Below are 15,319 nucleotides of genomic sequence, written 5' to 3'. Positions count from 1 at the left end.
GCAAAATCACTAGTTTTTATAGGTCATATAACCGAGATTCTATTGGTTTATATCGAGCGTTGCGCGATGCTTCTGGCAAACGGCGTCCTAACGCCACGCGCGACGCCCGGAGGGCGTCGCCAGAACGGAGACAATCCCCATGCAAGTTCACGTGCAGCCGCTCGGCGAGCGCTTCGACGTTGTGCCCGGCGACAACCTGCTCAAGGTCCTCACCGACCGTCGGATTCCCATCTCGTATAGCTGCCTGTCCGGGCGTTGCGGTACTTGCCGCTGCCGTGTCGTGTCGGGCGACGTGCGCGAAGCCGAAGGCGTCGAATACCGTCATCACGACGATGACGCGGCACAATCGACGTCGTGCGCCTTGGGCGGGGCGCAGCGTCAACGCTACGTGCTCGCCTGCCAGTCGAGCGTCCATGGCGACTGTGAAATTGCGTTGCCGGACGTGGACGAAGTCGTCGTGCATCCCGCCAAAATCCTCAAGGCGACGGTCATGGCCATCGAACCGCTGACGCACGACATCAAGCGCCTGGTACTCAAACCGGCCAAGCCGCTCAGCTTCTCCCCCGGCCAATACGCGACATTGCAATTCACCCCGGCGCATGTCCGTCCGTACTCGATGGCCGGACTCGACGCCGACGACACCCTCGAATTCCACATCCGCCGCGCGCCCGGCGGCGCTGTGACCGGTTACGTCGACGAGCAACTCAAAGTCGGCGACGCGGTGCGGGTGTCCGGGCCGTTGGGGACGTCGTATCTGCGCACGCGTCATGACGGGCCAATGCTGTGCGTTGCCGGCGGCACCGGACTGGCGCCGGTGCTTTCCATCGTGCGCGGCGCACTGGCGCGCGGCATGACGAATCCCATCGAGATTTACGTCGGCGCACGGTCCCCGGCAGACGTCTACGGCCTCGCGTGGCTGCGGGAACTGGCCTCACGCCACGACGGTATTCGCCTGCATGTCGTGACGACGCTCGACACACCGGGGCAGCCCACCGCGTCCGAACCGGCCTTTCGCAGCGGCCATGTCACCGAAGCGCTCGACGCGGACTTTGCTGCCGCGGATGCCCTTGCTGGCTGGCGTGCCTACCTGTGCGGCGCGCCGCCGATGGTCGAGGCCGCCACGCGCCTGCTGCGTGCGCGTGGCATCGACGGCGCGCACATCTACGCCGATGCGTTCTACGCCACGGCGGCTTGATCTGGCAGATCAGGCCGGGCGGCCGGATCAGACCGATCGGGCAATTTCGAAACGCCACCGCCTTGCCAGTCGGCCCCCACTTTTTCATCAGGAGACGATCGTGACCACAACACCGCAGACCGGCGTCGATCCGGCGCCATGCGCCGCCTTCGCGCCATCGGACATCTGGCCCACGGACGGTTCGAGCCGAATCCCGTTTCGGGTCTACACCGACGAGCAACTGCACCGGCGCGAACTGGAGCAGTGCTTCTATCGCAACCACTGGAATTACGTCGGTCTGGAGGCCGAGGTACCGAACCCGGGCGACTTCAAGCGTACGGTGATCGGGGAGCGCTCCGTCATCGTGACGCGCGACGCCACGGGCGAGATCAACGTGGTCGAAAACGTGTGCGCCCATCGCGGCATGAAATTCTGCCGCGAGAAACGCGGCAACCGTACGGATTTTCACTGTCCCTACCACCAGTGGAACTACGACCTCAAAGGCAACCTGCAAGGCGTGCCGTTTCGGCGCGGCGTGAAGCAGGACGGCAAGGTCAACGGCGGCATGCCGAAGGATTTCAAGCCGCAGGAGCATGGCCTGACCCGGCTCAAGGTGGCCACGCGCGGGGGCGTGATCTTCGCGTCGTTCGACCATGACGTCGAGTCGCTCGAGGACTTTCTCGGGCCGGACATCTGCGCCTATTTCGACCGGCTCTTCGACGGCCGCAAGCTCAAGCTGCTCGGTTACAACAAGCAGCGAATTCCGGGCAACTGGAAGCTGATGCAGGAAAACATCAAGGACCCGTACCACCCGGGATTGCTGCACACGTGGTTCGTCACTTTCGGCCTCTGGCGCGCGGACAACAAATCGCGGCTCGTGATGGACGCCCATGGTCGCCACGCGGCCATGGTGTCCACGCGAGGGCAGGGCGGTGGCGGCGAGGTGACCTCGGGCGTGTCGAGCTTCAAGGAGTCGATGTCGCTCAACGACATGCGGTTTCTCGACATCGTGCAGGAAGACTGGTGGAAGGGGCCCACAGCGGTCCTCATGACGCTCTTTCCCAGCGTCATCCTGCAACAGCAGGTCAACTCCGTGTCGACGCGTCATATCCAGCCACGCGGACACAATGCGTTCGACTTCGTCTGGACACATTTCGGCTTCGAGGACGACACCGAGGAAATGACGCAGCGGCGTCTGCGTCAGGCCAACCTGTTCGGCCCGGCAGGCTTTGTCTCGGCAGACGACGGGGAGGCCATCGAGTGCTCGCAGGAGGGCTTCGCGCAGAAGCCGTGGCATCGGGTGTTGGCCGAGCTGGGGGGCACCGGGGTGGAGAACACCGAACACATGGTGACGGAAACGCTGATTCGCGGCATGTACGCCTACTGGCGACGTGTGATGGGCGTCTGAGATCGCGAGGGAGACGATTCGATGGTGGATTTTGCAACGTTTCAGGCAGTGGTCGAACTCAATGCCGCCTACGCGGCGGCGCTCGACACGCAGGCGTGGGACGCCTGGCCCGAGTTTTTTCTGGACGAGTGCGTCTATCGCATTCAGCCGCGAGAGAATTTCGAGATGGGCTTACCTCTCGCCACACTCTCGTTCGAGAGCAAAGGCATGCTGCGTGACCGCATCTACGGCATTCGCGACACGCTTTTCCATGATCCGTACTACCAGCGGCACGTGATCGGTTTGCCGTCCATTCGGGCGGCCGATGACGACACGCTGCACGTTGAGGCGAATTACGCGGTGTTCCGAACAAAGCCGGACCAGTTGACGGACATTCTGTCGGTCGGCCGCTATGTGGACATCGTCAAGCGCACCGGCGACGGCTGGAAGTTTGCGTCGCGCCAATGCATTTTCGATAGCGAGATGATTCCCAACTCGCTTATCTACCCGATCTGACAGCATGGTAACGATCGACACGAGGACATCATGAGCGGCAACTGGATTGAGGCGGCGTCGCGCGACGCCATTCCCGAGGACGACGTCATCGGCGTGATCGTCGGCGGACGCGACATCGCGCTGTACGGCGTCGATGGCGAAGTGTTCGCCACGGACAACGTCTGCACCCATGGAAATGCGCGGCTGTGCGACGGGTTTCTGGACGGGCACGAGATCGAGTGTCCGCTGCATCAGGGCAAATTCGATGTCCGGACCGGCGCGGCCATGTGCGCGCCACTGACCGAAGCCGTCAGAACCTATCCCATCCGTATCGAAGCGCAAAAGGTGTTCGTGGATCTGGGATGAAGCCGACGCCGGGGCGTCGGCATCCGGCGCTTTAGGGGAATTTGTCCAAACGGGCCGCCCAATGGGTTTCCATTCGGCGGCCCGTGGCGTTTGTACGACAGCGTGGGCGTCAGGTGCACGACATGCGGTTCCGGCCGCCGTGGACGCCGCTGCGCGCCGACGCGCCCTTGGCGGACCCGACAAGCCACATGAATTGTTCGATGCAAAAAATTCAACGATGAAACGCACAAATTGCCGCAGGCAGGATGCGCGATGCGAATGACACGTGCCACGCTTTGGAAGACGTTAAAAGCTTATTCGTTTCGGGTACTTATCTCGCGGTATTTCCGGGATTGGCCGACCGGTCCGCTGCGTAGGATTACTTAGTCTATTAAGCTAATTGCGTAATTGATTTCCGCATCCATTTGCAGGCTGGGAGTATTTTAATAACTGAGTGGATTGTTGCGATGAATATAGTTTTATACGGTAATGGTCGCAGCTAAATACTGAAAACCTTCGTCGCCGGAGTGGAAAATTGCGCACCTTTTGCATGCAAAAGCGGATCCAAAACGGTGCGTCTTTTCACAAGCGTTGTTGCGTTGCAATAAAAAACCCGGCCGGAGCCGGGTTTTCAATGCGTCGAACGGCGCTACCTCAGGCGGCTGCCTGGATGTTCGAAGCCTGCTTGCCCTTCGGGCCTTGTACGACCTCGAACTGAACCTTCTGACCTTCCTTCAGGGTCTTGAAACCGTTCATCTGGATCGCCGAGAAGTGAGCGAACAGATCTTCGCCACCCTCATCCGGCGTGATGAAACCAAAACCCTTGGCGTCGTTAAACCATTTGACCGTACCGGTTGCCATACAAACTTCCCCTAAACAATTACGACTACTACATATCACCGCAACAACGAGCACATCTGAAAAACCCGCCGGCTGGCGGCGGCTTCTTAGGCTCACCCAGGCATCTTTTCTTTTAAATCACTTATAGAGGAAAAGCGCCACGTCGATTGTTTTCGCTAACTACCAACAGTGTCAAGCCCTTTTTTGAACGATAGAACTTACGCTCGATCAGGTTTTACCCTTATATCTGGGAGGGTATAAGTCGTGCGGAGACACGGGCTTGAAATTTGGGTTAAGCTGACTCATATGGGTGTGGCACCCCCGGTGGTCGGGGCTGCAGCGCCTTGCTGGACAACGCACGCGCTGAACGACGAGTGTTGGCATTCCGGTGGAGAACCGGACGGCAGGCGGCAATAGGAGCTCCGATTGCTTCCTGCACCCGGGAGTTGTTTAGAATCCACGTATGGCAACCTTACCGACAACGCATGACGACACCGTACAGGAGCGGCAAGAGCAACAGCTCAAGCCGCCGTCCATGTACAAGGTGGTACTGTTGAACGACGATTTCACCCCGATGGAATTCGTGGTGATGGTCATTCAGGAATATTTCAATAAGGACCGGGAATCTGCCACGCAGATCATGCTCAAGGTTCATCGCGAGGGCAGGGGAGTTTGTGGGGTCTTTACGCGCGACGTCGCGGCGACCAAAGTTGAGCAAGTTGTTAGCCATGCAAGGCAGTCCGGGCACCCGCTGCAGTGCGTGATGGAGGAAGCATGATTGCCCAGGAATTGGAAGTCAGCCTGCACATGGCGTTTATGGAAGCGCGCCAGGCGCGACACGAATTCATCACGGTAGAGCACCTGTTGCTCGCCTTGTTGGATAACCCGACCGCAGCCGAGGTATTGCGCGCCTGTGCGGCAAATCTCGACGATTTGCGCCAGAATCTGCGCAATTTCATCGCTGACAATACACCGACGGTGCCAGGCAGCGACGAGGTCGACACTCAGCCCACGCTCGGTTTTCAGCGCGTGATCCAGCGCGCCATCATGCACGTGCAGTCCACTTCCAACGGCAAGAAGGAAGTCACGGGCGCGAACGTGCTGGTCGCCATTTTCGGCGAGAAGGACTCCCACGCGGTCTACTACCTGCAGCAGCAGGGCGTGACGCGTCTGGACGTCGTCAATTTCATCTCCCACGGCATCACCAAGACCGGAGCGTCCGGCGAGTCGGCCAAGGCCGGCGAGGGCAGTGCCGAAGGGGAAGAGGGGGCGAACACCAAGGAAAGCCCGCTCGCGCAGTACACCCAGAACCTCAATCAGATGGCGCGCGACGGCAAGATCGATCCGCTCATCGGGCGCGAACCGGAAGTCGAGCGCGTGGTGCAGGTGCTGTGCCGCCGCCGCAAGAACAATCCGTTGCTCGTCGGCGAAGCCGGTGTGGGCAAGACGGCGATCGCCGAAGGCCTCGCCTGGCGCGTCACGCGTGGCGAAGTCCCCGAAATCCTGCAGGACGCGACGGTCTATTCGCTGGACATGGGGGCGCTACTGGCCGGTACCAAGTATCGCGGTGACTTCGAGCAGCGCCTGAAGGCGGTGCTCAAGGAACTCAAGGAGCGCAACAACGCGATCCTGTTCATCGACGAAATTCATACCCTGATCGGCGCGGGCGCCGCATCGGGCGGCACGCTCGACGCCTCGAACCTGCTCAAGCCGGCATTGTCGTCGGGGCAGCTCAAGTGCATCGGCGCGACGACGTTTACCGAATATCGCGGCATCTTCGAGAAGGACGCAGCGCTGTCGCGCCGTTTCCAGAAGATCGACGTGAACGAGCCCACCGTCGAGCAGACGGTGCAGATTCTGCGCGGTCTGAAGTCGCGTTTCGAAGAGCACCACGGCGTGAAGTATTCGTCGAGCGCGCTCTCGGCTGCGGCGGAACTGTCGGCGAAGTTCATCACCGATCGTCACCTGCCGGACAAGGCCATCGACGTGATCGATGAGGCTGGCGCCGCGCAGCGAATTCTGCCGAAGTCCAAGCAGAAGAAGACGATCGGCAAGGGTGAAATCGAGGAAATCGTCTCGAAGATCGCCCGGATTCCGGCACAAAGCGTGTCGGCGGACGATCGCGGCAAGTTGCAGACGCTCGATCGCGACCTCAAGAGCGTGGTGTTCGGGCAGGACCCGGCCATCGACGCCCTGTCGGCGGCGATCAAGATGTCGCGTGCCGGATTGGGCAAAACGGACAAGCCGATTGGCGCGTTCCTGTTCTCCGGCCCGACCGGTGTGGGCAAGACCGAAGTGGCCAAGCAACTCGCGTTCACGCTCGGCATCGAGCTGATTCGGTTCGACATGTCGGAGTACATGGAGCGCCATGCCGTGAGCCGCCTGATCGGGGCGCCGCCGGGCTACGTGGGTTTCGATCAGGGTGGTTTGCTCACCGAAGCTGTGACGAAGAAGCCGCATTGCGTGCTGTTGCTTGACGAAATCGAGAAGGCGCATCCGGACATCTTCAACGTGCTGCTCCAGGTGATGGATCACGGCACGCTGACGGACAACAACGGTCGCAAGGCAGACTTCCGTAACGTCATCATCATCATGACGACGAACGCGGGTGCCGAGACGATCAACCGCGCGAGCATCGGCTTTACGAACGAGCGTCAGGCCGGCGACGAGATGGCCGATATCAAGCGCATGTTCACGCCGGAATTCCGCAACCGTCTGGACGCGATCATCAGCTTCAAGCCGCTCGACGAGCAGATCATCCTGCGCGTGGTCGACAAGTTCCTCATCCAGCTCGAAGACCAGCTGCACGAGAAGAAGGTCGAAGTCGTCTTCACCGACAAGCTGCGCACGTATCTGTCGAAGAAGGGTTTCGATCCGCTCATGGGCGCGCGTCCGATGCAGCGTTTGATTCAGGACACGATCCGTCGTGCGCTGGCGGACGAACTGCTGTTCGGCCGTCTGACCAGCGGTGGCCGCGTGACCGTCGATCTGGACGAGCATGATCAGGTGCAACTGTCCTTCCCCGAGGACGGCAACACCAAGGCACAGCCGGAAGCCGCCGAAGTCGAGTAATCGTGACGGTATTGCCGGTATTGCCCTAAAGAGAAAGCGCCGCATTTGCGGCGCTTTTTCATTGCATCCCTGTGGGTCGTCGATAACGGGGCGGTGCCCCGCATTACCGCATTAACGTGTTACTGCTTGCCCGTGCTGCCGAAGCCGCCGGCGCCGCGATCGCTTTCCGGGAATTCGTCGACGATGTTGAACTCGGCCTGCACGACCGGCACGATCACCAACTGCGCCAGACGCTCGAACGGATTCAGAACGAACGGCTCATTGCCGCGATTCCACGTCGAGACCATCAATTGGCCCTGATAATCCGAGTCGATCAGGCCGACCAGATTGCCGAGCACGATGCCGTGCTTGTGGCCGAGACCCGAGCGCGGCAGGATCAGCGCGGCGTAGCCCGCATCCGCCAGATGGATGGCCAGACCCGTCGGCACAAGCACCGTCTGGCCCGGGGCGATGGTCATCGGGGCGTCCAGACAGGCGCGCAGGTCGAGGCCGGCGCTACCCGGGGTCGCATAGGCGGGCAACTGCGTACGAAGGCGTTCGTCGAGAATCTTGACGTCGAGTTTCATGGCGTGATGGCGTTGAATTAGGGCAAAAAAGTCGGTCGAGCCGGTCGCGGTGTTCGAGCAAGCCGAGGGGGACTCAATCCTCGGCGCGCAGCGAAAATGCCTGAGCGAGCAATTCGTGGGAGCGCAACCGGGCGCGGTAGCTGCCCGCCACTGTCAGCACGGTGATTTCGTCGGCCTCGAACTGCGCCTGCAATTCGAGCACGCGTTCGGTTACGCGCTCCGGGGTGCCGATGATACTACGCGGCTTTTCCCTCGCAATCACGGACAACTCCTTGTCGCGGTACTGAAGCTTGGCCTGCGCGCCTTGTTCGAGGCTCGGAATCGGTTCGTTCATGCCGTATGCCATCTGCACCCGCCGCAGGTCCACACCCGCTTCCAGGGCTTCGGCTTGCGCCTGCGTATCCGCGCAGATGACGAACAACGCGACCGAGCAATAGGGCTTGTCGAGCTGGCCCGGCGTGAAACGCTCACGATAGGCCTGCGTCACACGATGTCCGTAATGGGCATTGATGAAGTGTGCGAAGCAGTAGCGCAGACCCAGTTGCGCGGCGAGCAGCCCGCCGAATTCGCTCGATCCCAATACCCAAAGCTCGGGGCGCGTCTCGACGGCCGGTTGCAGCAACACGCCGCGATACGGATGATCGTCGGCCAACGTGCCGCCAAAAAGACCTGCCAGTTCAGCGACCTGCTGGGGAAAGTGTTCGCCCGCGTCGTACGGGCCTTTCGCGACAGCGCGTGCGGTGCGCATGTCGCCGCCCGGCGCGCGGCCGACACCCAGATCGATCCGGTTCGGAAACAGCGCTTCGAGCATCAGAAATTGCTCGGCGAGTTTGAAAGGGCTGTAGTACGGCAGCATGACACCGCCCGAGCCCACCCGCAGGCGCTTCGTCACGCTCGCAAGCCGCGCGATCATGACTTCGGGCGCCGGGTTGGCCACGCCGCGCAGCCCGTGGTGCTCTGCGCACCAGTAGCGTGTGTAGCCGAGGTCGTCGGCGGCTTGCGCCAGTTCCACGGTCGCGGCGATGGCGTCCGCCACGCTATGCCCGTGAATCACCGGCGTCTGATCGAGAATCGAGAGTTTGATTCGCTGCGTTGGTTGCACCATGCGTTTCCCGCTCCTTGTCGATCCCCTACGCTCGCCGCGCGGCTCGGGGGCATCGACGCATCGTCATGTATCGTTCAGTGGCCGCTGCCGGCGGAGGCGTCCACCGGCGCGGTACCCGAGCCTGCTTGCGGCAGGCGCGCAATCATCAGAATGGCCACAATGCCGCCGAGGGCGCCGCACAGAAAAATCGAGGCGTAGCCGAAGAAGTTGGCCACCAGCCCGGCCATTGGCCCGATCAGGCCCAAAGCGAGGTCGAAGAACGCGGAGTAGGCGGCCAGTGCCGCGCCACGGTTTTGCGCAGGGACCTGACGCAGCGCTTCCACACCAAGCGCCGGAAACACCAGCGAGAACCCCACGCCCGTCAGGCCGGCGCCGACCAGCGCCATGTGCGGATTGACCGCCCCCCACAAAAAAAATTGACCGATGGCGCTGAAAACCAGCGAGCACATGGCGACGCGGCGTCCGCCGAAACGATCGACCGCGTGCGAGAACAGTATGCGCATCGCGATGAACGTGCCGCTGTAGAGCGTGAGCGCAAACGCCGCGCCTGACCAGCCGTGGCTTGCGTAAAACAGCGTGATGAACGCAGCGATCACCGCATAGCCGATGCTGCCGAGTGTCATGGCAAGACCGGGTCGCCACACCAGACCGACCACCTTGAAGAACGACAGACGCGTGCCGCCCACGGGCGCCGCCGCAGGTAAGCGCAGCGCGATGGCGAATGCGATGGCCGGCAAGCCGACGTTGACGAGCGAAACGATGGTGAAGCCCGCCGCTTGCAGCAAGAACGCACCGAACGGCGCGCCAACCGCGAGCGCGGTGTACATCGACACGCCTTGCCACGAGATGGCCTTGCTGGCGTGCGTTGCGCCGAGCAGGCCGATGCCCCACGACATGCCGCCCGTGAGCAGCAGGCTTTCCCCGAAGCCCAGCACGACGCGTCCGGCGAGCAGCACGCCCAGCGCGAGCGCGGGCGTGGGGATGACCGATGCGACGAGATACAGCACGCCCGCAGCGGCACAGCCGAACAGGCCCGTGAGTACAGCGTGACGCGGGCCGCGCGTGTCTACAGTGCGCCCGGCGTATGAGCGCAGCAGCAGCGTGACGACCGACTGAATGCCGATGGTCACCCCGACGACGAACGAGCCGAAGCCGAGCGTTTCATGGACGTACACCGGCAGCACGGGCAGCGGCATGCCGATCGTCATGAAGCCAAAGAACATGATCCCGGCGAGCATGCTCAGGGTCCCGTAGACACTGACGGTCGGCCGCGCGGGGGAAGGAGGTTGCGTCATTTTGATGGTTTTCGAAGGCTCTGGCCCGAGGGCCGGTGGACCGACGGACGACAAGCCGAACGAGGTGAAAGCGTGCAAAGCGCGGAGCACGTGAAACGTATGGAACGTCCGGAGCGTTCGGAACATTCAGACCGTTCGGCTGCCCCGCCGCGCATCCCCCCAGTCTGTCAGCGTCGCCGGACAACGACAATGACAGACGGACTGCCTGTAGGGGTATTGCGGGTGTGTTCGGCGCAATTCGCGCAATCCGCGCAATCCGCGCAATCGGTGCGATCAAGCCGGCTTGCGCGACGGCAGGCGCGCGGCGATCTCGACAATCAGACTGCGCGCAAGCGACTGCTTGTCGGCGCGCGGCAGACGCTTCTGGCCCGCCGCATCGAACAGAATGACTTCGTTCTCGTCCTGACCGAACGTGGCGGGTCCGAGATTGCCCACGAGCAGCGGCACCTGTTTGCGCTGACGTTTTTGCGCACCATGCTTTTCCAGATCGCCCGACTCGGCCGCAAAGCCCACGCAGTACGGCGGGCTTGGCAGTTGCGCCACCGCGGCGAGAATGTCCGGGTTCTGGACGAATTCGAGCGTCGGTACATCCGCATCGCCCGTCTTCTTGATCTTGTCGTGCGCCACGTCCTTCACCCGCCAGTCGGCGACCGCCGCCACGGCGATGAAAATGTCGTTGCGCGCAACATCGGCCATGACGGCGTCGTACATCTGCTGCGCCGTCTGGACATTGCTGCGCGTCACTCCGTAGGGCGTCGCTAGCGAGGTCGGACCGGCAATGAGATGGACGTCCGCACCGGCCTGCGCCGCCGCGCGCGCGAGCGCGAAACCCATCTTGCCGCTCGACAGATTGGTCAGTCCGCGCACGGGGTCGATGGGCTCGAACGTGGGGCCGGCGGTAATGAGGACACGGCGTCCGGCCAGGCGCTTCGTCTGAAAGAACCCCGCGAGCGCTTCGTAGAGATCTTCCGGTTCGAGCATGCGACCATCGCCGATTTCACCGCATGCCTGATCGCCGCTGCCGGGCCCGAGTATCGTAACGCCGTCGCCGCGCAGCGTCGCGGCGTTGCGCTGCGTCGCCGGATTTGCCCACATCTGGCGGTTCATCGCGGGCGCGACGAGCAACGGACAGTCGCGCGCTACGCACAGCGTGGAGAGCAGATCGTCGGCCATGCCGTGCGCGAGCTTGGCGAGAAAATCGGTGGAGGTGGGCGCGACAAGGATGGCGTCGGCTTCGCGCGAGAGGTCGATGTGCGCCATGTTGTTGTCGATGCGGTTGTCCCACTGACTCGTGAAGACCGGGCGTCCCGAGAGTGCCTGCATCGTGAGCGGCGTGATGAATTGCGTGGCGGCTTCGGTCATGACGACCTGCACCGTCGCCCCGGCCTTGATGAGCAGCCGCGTGAGCTCGGCCGACTTGTAGCAGGCGATGCCGCCCGTCAGGCCGAGGACGATGGTCTTGCCAGCCAGTTCACCGCGTTCCATAGGAAAAAGCCTCCTCCAAAGTGCCGCGCGGCGCCTCCAGGGCGCCGCGACGGTGTTTGCTGCTCTCGTCGATTCGCCCGCGCGCCAGGCGTGAGCGAATCGTGCCGCTGAGCGTGTTGCCGATCTTTGCGCAGATCGTGATGCGGCAAGTCAGGGCTACTTGCCGCGCCGAACGCGTCGCAACTCGTCGATCACCAGCAGCACCGCGCCCACGCAAATGGCCGAGTCGGCCACGTTGAACGCCGGCCAGTGCCAGCCGCCGACGTGAAAGTCCAGAAAGTCGATCACGTGACCGTAGATCACCCGGTCGATCACATTCCCCAGGGCGCCGCCCAGAATCAGCGACAGCGACAGGCAGAACATCTTCTGGCCGTTGTGGCGCTTGAGCAGCCAGACGATGACCGTGGCCGCTACCACGCCGAGCAACGTGAAGAACCAGCGCTGCCAACCGCCGGCGGCCGCCAGAAAGCTGAACGCCGCGCCCTTGTTGTACACCAGCACGAGATTGAAGAACGACGTCAGCGGGCGGAATTCGCCGTACTGGAACGTCTTCAGAATCGTGAGCTTGGTGACCTGATCGAGCAGGATCGCAATGACCGCGATCCCCAGCCACGGCGCCAGTCCGAAAGTGCTGCCACTGCGGGCTGCCCCTGCCGAGGTACGCTTTGCGCCCGCGCGGGCGCCTGCCTTGCTTGCCATTATGCCGCGCTCCGGTGTTCGCCGCTGCCGAACAGATTCGACACACAACGGCCGCAAAGGGTCGGGTGAGCCGTGTCTGCGCCAACGTCCTCACGATAGTGCCAGCAGCGCTCGCACTTCTGATGCGTCGACGGGGTGACGACCACGCCTTCTTCGGCGTCCGAGGCGACCTGCGTGACCTTGGCGGCCGACGTGATCAGCACGAAGCGCAGATCGTCGCCAAGGCTGGCGAGCACATCGTACTTGCGGCCTGAGACACGCACATCGACTTCCGCTTGCAGCGACGAGCCGATCTGCTCGGCGGCGCGCGCTTCTTCGAGCGCCTTGGTGACGTCGCCGCGCACGGTGCGCAGCAGATGCCATTTCTCGAGCAGGCGCGTGCCTTGCGCCACTTCCGGATACGCGTAGTACGTTTCCGTGAAGATCGTGTCGTTGCCCGGTTGGAACACCTGCCAGGCTTCTTCCGCCGTGAACGAGAGGAACGGGGCCATCACCTTGAGCAGGCCGTGCGTGATGTGATAGAGCGCGTTCTGGGCCGCGCGGCGTGCCGGCGCATCGGGCGCGCTCGTGTACAGACGGTCCTTCAGAATGTCGAGGTAGAAACCGCCGAGGTCCTCCGAGCAGAACGTCTGGAGCTTGGACACGACCGGGTGGAACTCGTAGCGGTCGTAATGGCCGAGCACTTCGGTTTGCAGCGATTGCGCCAGCGCCACGGCGTAGCGGTCGATCTCGAGCCACTGGTCCGCCGCCATGGCGTGCTTCGCGTGATCGTAGTCGGCGAGGTTGGCGAGCAGGAAGCGCAGCGTATTGCGGATACGGCGGTAGCTCTCGACCACGCGCTTGAGGATTTCGTCCGAGATCGACAACTCGCCCGAATAGTCGGTCGACGCCACCCACAGGCGAATGATTTCGGCGCCCAGCTTGCCCGCGACTTCCTGCGGCACGATGGTGTTGCCGATCGACTTCGACATCTTGCGGCCCTGACCGTCAACCGTGAAGCCGTGCGTGAGCAGCGCCTTGTAGGGCGGGCGGCCATCAAGCATCGATGCGGTCAGCAGCGACGAGTGGAACCAGCCGCGGTGCTGGTCAGAGCCCTCCAGATACAGGTCCGCCGGGAAGCCGAGTTCGTGCGCGTGCGAGCCGCGCAGCACGTGCCAATGGGTGGTGCCCGAGTCGAACCACACGTCGAGCGTGTCGCGGTTCTTCACGTAATCCTTGGCTTCGTCGCCGAGCAGTTCGACCGGGTCGAGCGTCTGCCAGGCTTCGATGCCTTCGAGCTCCACGCGCTTGGCCACGGCTTCGAGCAGTTCCGGCGTGCGCGGGTGCAGGGCGCCGGTTTCCTTGTGGACGAAGAACGCCATCGGCACGCCCCATTGGCGCTGGCGCGAGAGCGTCCAGTCCGGGCGATGCGCGATCATGTTGTGCAGGCGTTGCTTGCCCCAGGACGGGAAGAACTCCGTGGCTTCGATACCGGCGAGCGCGATCTCGCGCAGCGTCTGGCCGTTGCCCGGCGCACCGTCGACCGGCTTCACGTCCATGCCGGCGAACCACTGGTTCGTCGCGCGATAGATGATCGGCGACTTGTGGCGCCAGCAGTGCATGTAGCTGTGCGTGTACTTGAACGAATGGAACAGCGAGCCTGCCTCGCGCAGCGCTTCGACGATCTGCGGGTTGGCGTCCCAGATCGACTGCCCGCCGAACAGCGGCAGGCTGTCCTGATAACGGCCGTCGCCCAGCACCGGCATGCGGATTTCCGAATCCGGCATGTCGTGCGCCTTGCACGACACGAAGTCCTCCACGCCGTAGGCCGGGGCCGAGTGGACAATACCGGTACCGGTATCGGTCGTCACGTAGTCGCCGAGGTAGACAGGGGACGTGCGGTCATATCCCCCGTTGGCGGCGGCCACCGCCGCGAGCGGGTGACGGAAGCGGAGCAGCGAGAGCGCTTCGCCCTGGGTGCGCGCGATGATCTCGCCGTGCAGGCCGTACGTCTTCAGGCACTCGTCGACGCGGTCTGTCGCGAGGATGAGCAGGCCGCGCTCGGTCGACACGAGGGCGTACTCCACTTCCGGATGCACGTTGAGCGCCTGGTTCGACGGGATCGTCCACGGGGTGGTCGTCCAGATGACGATGTAGCCGTCGTCGCGCGGCAGTTTCGACAGGCCAAAGGCCTTGGCGACCTTTTCCGGCTCGGCGAACGCGAAACCCACGTCGATGGCCAGATCGGTCTTGTCCTTGTACTCGACTTCCGCTTCGGCCAGTGCCGAGCCGCAGTCGAAACACCAGTTCACGGGCTTCAGCCCGCGATACACATAGCCGTTCTCCAGAATCTTCGCCAGCGCACGAAGCTCGTCGGCTTCGTTCGAGAAGTTCATGGTCTTGTACGGATTGTCCCAATCGCCGAGCACGCCGAGTCGCTCGAAGTCCGCCTTCTGGCGCTCGATCTGGACAGCGGCGTAGGCGCGCGCCTTTTCCTGCACTTCGCGCACCGGCAGGTGCTTGCCGAACTGCTTTTCGATCTGGATTTCGATGGGCATGCCGTGGCAGTCCCAGCCCGGCACGTAAGCGGCGTCGAAGCCCGCGAGGCTGCGTGCCTTGACGATCATGTCCTTGAGGATCTTGTTGACCGCGTGACCGATATGGATGTCGCCGTTCGCATACGGCGGGCCGTCATGCAGGATGAATTTCGGGCGACCCTTGCTGGCTTTGCGGATCTTGTCGTAGATCTTCTTTTCCTGCCATTGCCTGACCCACAGCGGCTCGCGCTTGGGCAGGTCGCCGCGCATCGGGAACGGCGTGTCCAGCAGGTTGACGGGATATTTGCTTGGGGCTTTCTTTTCGCTCATGGTGCAACGC

General features: G+C 62.8%; 13 protein-coding genes. 6 read left to right on the top strand and 7 right to left on the bottom strand.

Annotation, left to right across the window (positions count from 1 at the left end):
- Positions 1 to 139 precede the first annotated feature (139 nt).
- The 4 genes from UC34_RS19335 to UC34_RS19320 all read left to right on the top strand — a co-directional run bounded on the left by UC34_RS19335 (position 140) and on the right by UC34_RS19320 (position 3,422).
- Positions 140 to 1,195 carry a 2Fe-2S iron-sulfur cluster-binding protein gene (locus UC34_RS19335; protein ID WP_044456834.1) on the top strand — a complete coding sequence of 352 codons (1,056 nt, stop codon included), beginning with the start codon at positions 140 to 142 and terminating at the stop codon, positions 1,193 to 1,195.
- Positions 1,196 to 1,358: 163 nt separating this feature from the next.
- A complete protein-coding gene (locus tag UC34_RS19330; protein ID WP_044458425.1) occupies positions 1,359 to 2,582 on the top strand; it encodes an aromatic ring-hydroxylating dioxygenase subunit alpha in 1,224 nt (407 codons plus the stop codon).
- Positions 2,583 to 2,603: 21 nt separating this feature from the next.
- Positions 2,604 to 3,077, top strand: a complete 474-nt coding sequence (locus UC34_RS19325; protein WP_044456833.1) for an aromatic-ring-hydroxylating dioxygenase subunit beta — start codon at positions 2,604 to 2,606, stop codon at positions 3,075 to 3,077.
- A gap of 30 nt (positions 3,078 to 3,107) precedes the next feature.
- A complete protein-coding gene (locus UC34_RS19320; RefSeq protein WP_044456832.1) occupies positions 3,108 to 3,422 on the top strand; it encodes a non-heme iron oxygenase ferredoxin subunit in 315 nt (104 codons plus the stop codon).
- A 633-nt stretch (positions 3,423 to 4,055) separates the two neighbouring features.
- On the opposite strand, the gene cspD is transcribed toward UC34_RS19320, so the two are convergent.
- A complete protein-coding gene (gene cspD, locus UC34_RS19315) occupies positions 4,056 to 4,262 on the bottom strand; it encodes a cold shock domain-containing protein CspD (RefSeq protein ID WP_010807119.1) in 207 nt (68 codons plus the stop codon).
- 442 nt (positions 4,263 to 4,704) lie between these two features.
- On the opposite strand from cspD, the gene clpS reads away from it, so the two are divergent.
- Complete coding sequence (gene clpS / locus UC34_RS19310; protein WP_010807118.1) at positions 4,705 to 5,019, top strand: ATP-dependent Clp protease adapter ClpS; 315 nt, start codon at positions 4,705 to 4,707, stop codon at positions 5,017 to 5,019.
- A complete protein-coding gene (gene clpA / locus UC34_RS19305; RefSeq protein WP_044456831.1) occupies positions 5,016 to 7,313 on the top strand; it encodes an ATP-dependent Clp protease ATP-binding subunit ClpA in 2,298 nt (765 codons plus the stop codon). Before clpS ends, clpA begins: the two co-directional genes overlap by 4 nt.
- A 119-nt stretch (positions 7,314 to 7,432) precedes the next feature.
- Here the strand turns inward: clpA and dut are convergent, their stop codons facing one another.
- The 6 genes from dut to ileS form a co-directional block, all read right to left on the bottom strand.
- Positions 7,433 to 7,879 carry a dUTP diphosphatase gene (dut, locus tag UC34_RS19300; protein WP_044456830.1) on the bottom strand — a complete coding sequence of 149 codons (447 nt, stop codon included), beginning with the start codon at positions 7,877 to 7,879 and terminating at the stop codon, positions 7,433 to 7,435.
- Between the two features lie 73 nt (positions 7,880 to 7,952).
- Positions 7,953 to 8,984 (bottom strand): LLM class flavin-dependent oxidoreductase, encoded by a 1,032-nt coding sequence (locus UC34_RS19295; RefSeq protein ID WP_044456829.1) that lies wholly within the window; start codon positions 8,982 to 8,984, stop codon positions 7,953 to 7,955.
- A gap of 74 nt (positions 8,985 to 9,058) precedes the next feature.
- Positions 9,059 to 10,279: an MFS transporter gene (locus tag UC34_RS19290; protein WP_072617511.1), complete on the bottom strand. Its 1,221-nt coding sequence runs from the start codon at positions 10,277 to 10,279 to the stop codon at positions 9,059 to 9,061.
- Positions 10,280 to 10,552: 273 nt separating this feature from the next.
- On the bottom strand, positions 10,553 to 11,764 hold the full coding sequence (gene coaBC, locus UC34_RS19285) for a bifunctional phosphopantothenoylcysteine decarboxylase/phosphopantothenate--cysteine ligase CoaBC (RefSeq protein ID WP_044456827.1): 1,212 nt from the start codon (positions 11,762 to 11,764) through the stop codon (positions 10,553 to 10,555).
- Between the two features lie 156 nt (positions 11,765 to 11,920).
- On the bottom strand, positions 11,921 to 12,463 hold the full coding sequence (gene lspA / locus UC34_RS19280; protein WP_044456826.1) for a signal peptidase II: 543 nt from the start codon (positions 12,461 to 12,463) through the stop codon (positions 11,921 to 11,923).
- Complete coding sequence (ileS, locus tag UC34_RS19275; RefSeq protein WP_044456825.1) at positions 12,463 to 15,309, bottom strand: isoleucine--tRNA ligase; 2,847 nt, start codon at positions 15,307 to 15,309, stop codon at positions 12,463 to 12,465. The genes lspA and ileS overlap by 1 nt, the downstream gene beginning before the upstream one ends.
- Positions 15,310 to 15,319 lie beyond the last annotated feature (10 nt).

It is taken from the genome of Pandoraea vervacti, from assembly GCF_000934605.2.
In the GTDB taxonomy this organism is placed as follows: Bacteria; Pseudomonadota; Gammaproteobacteria; order Burkholderiales; family Burkholderiaceae; genus Pandoraea; species Pandoraea vervacti.
This window is presented reverse-complemented; position numbering and strand designations above follow the sequence as displayed.

What these genes read in the sequence shown, in the direction of transcription:
- UC34_RS19335 (WP_044456834.1), top strand. Translation starts at nt 140, where the DNA reads ATGCAAGTTCACGTGCAGCCGCTCGGCGAGCGCTTCGACGTTGTGCCC.
- UC34_RS19325 (WP_044456833.1), top strand. Translation starts at nt 2,604, where the DNA reads ATGGTGGATTTTGCAACGTTTCAGGCAGTGGTCGAACTCAATGCCGCC.
- UC34_RS19320 (WP_044456832.1), top strand. Translation starts at nt 3,108, where the DNA reads ATGAGCGGCAACTGGATTGAGGCGGCGTCGCGCGACGCCATTCCCGAG.
- cspD (WP_010807119.1), bottom strand. Translation starts at nt 4,262, where the DNA reads ATGGCAACCGGTACGGTCAAATGGTTTAACGACGCCAAGGGTTTTGGT.
- clpS (WP_010807118.1), top strand. Translation starts at nt 4,705, where the DNA reads ATGGCAACCTTACCGACAACGCATGACGACACCGTACAGGAGCGGCAA.
- clpA (WP_044456831.1), top strand. Translation starts at nt 5,016, where the DNA reads ATGATTGCCCAGGAATTGGAAGTCAGCCTGCACATGGCGTTTATGGAA.
- dut (WP_044456830.1), bottom strand. Translation starts at nt 7,879, where the DNA reads ATGAAACTCGACGTCAAGATTCTCGACGAACGCCTTCGTACGCAGTTG.
- UC34_RS19295 (WP_044456829.1), bottom strand. Translation starts at nt 8,984, where the DNA reads ATGGTGCAACCAACGCAGCGAATCAAACTCTCGATTCTCGATCAGACG.
- UC34_RS19290 (WP_072617511.1), bottom strand. Translation starts at nt 10,279, where the DNA reads ATGACGCAACCTCCTTCCCCCGCGCGGCCGACCGTCAGTGTCTACGGG.
- coaBC (WP_044456827.1), bottom strand. Translation starts at nt 11,764, where the DNA reads ATGGAACGCGGTGAACTGGCTGGCAAGACCATCGTCCTCGGCCTGACG.
- lspA (WP_044456826.1), bottom strand. Translation starts at nt 12,463, where the DNA reads ATGGCAAGCAAGGCAGGCGCCCGCGCGGGCGCAAAGCGTACCTCGGCA.
- ileS (WP_044456825.1), bottom strand. Translation starts at nt 15,309, where the DNA reads ATGAGCGAAAAGAAAGCCCCAAGCAAATATCCCGTCAACCTGCTGGAC.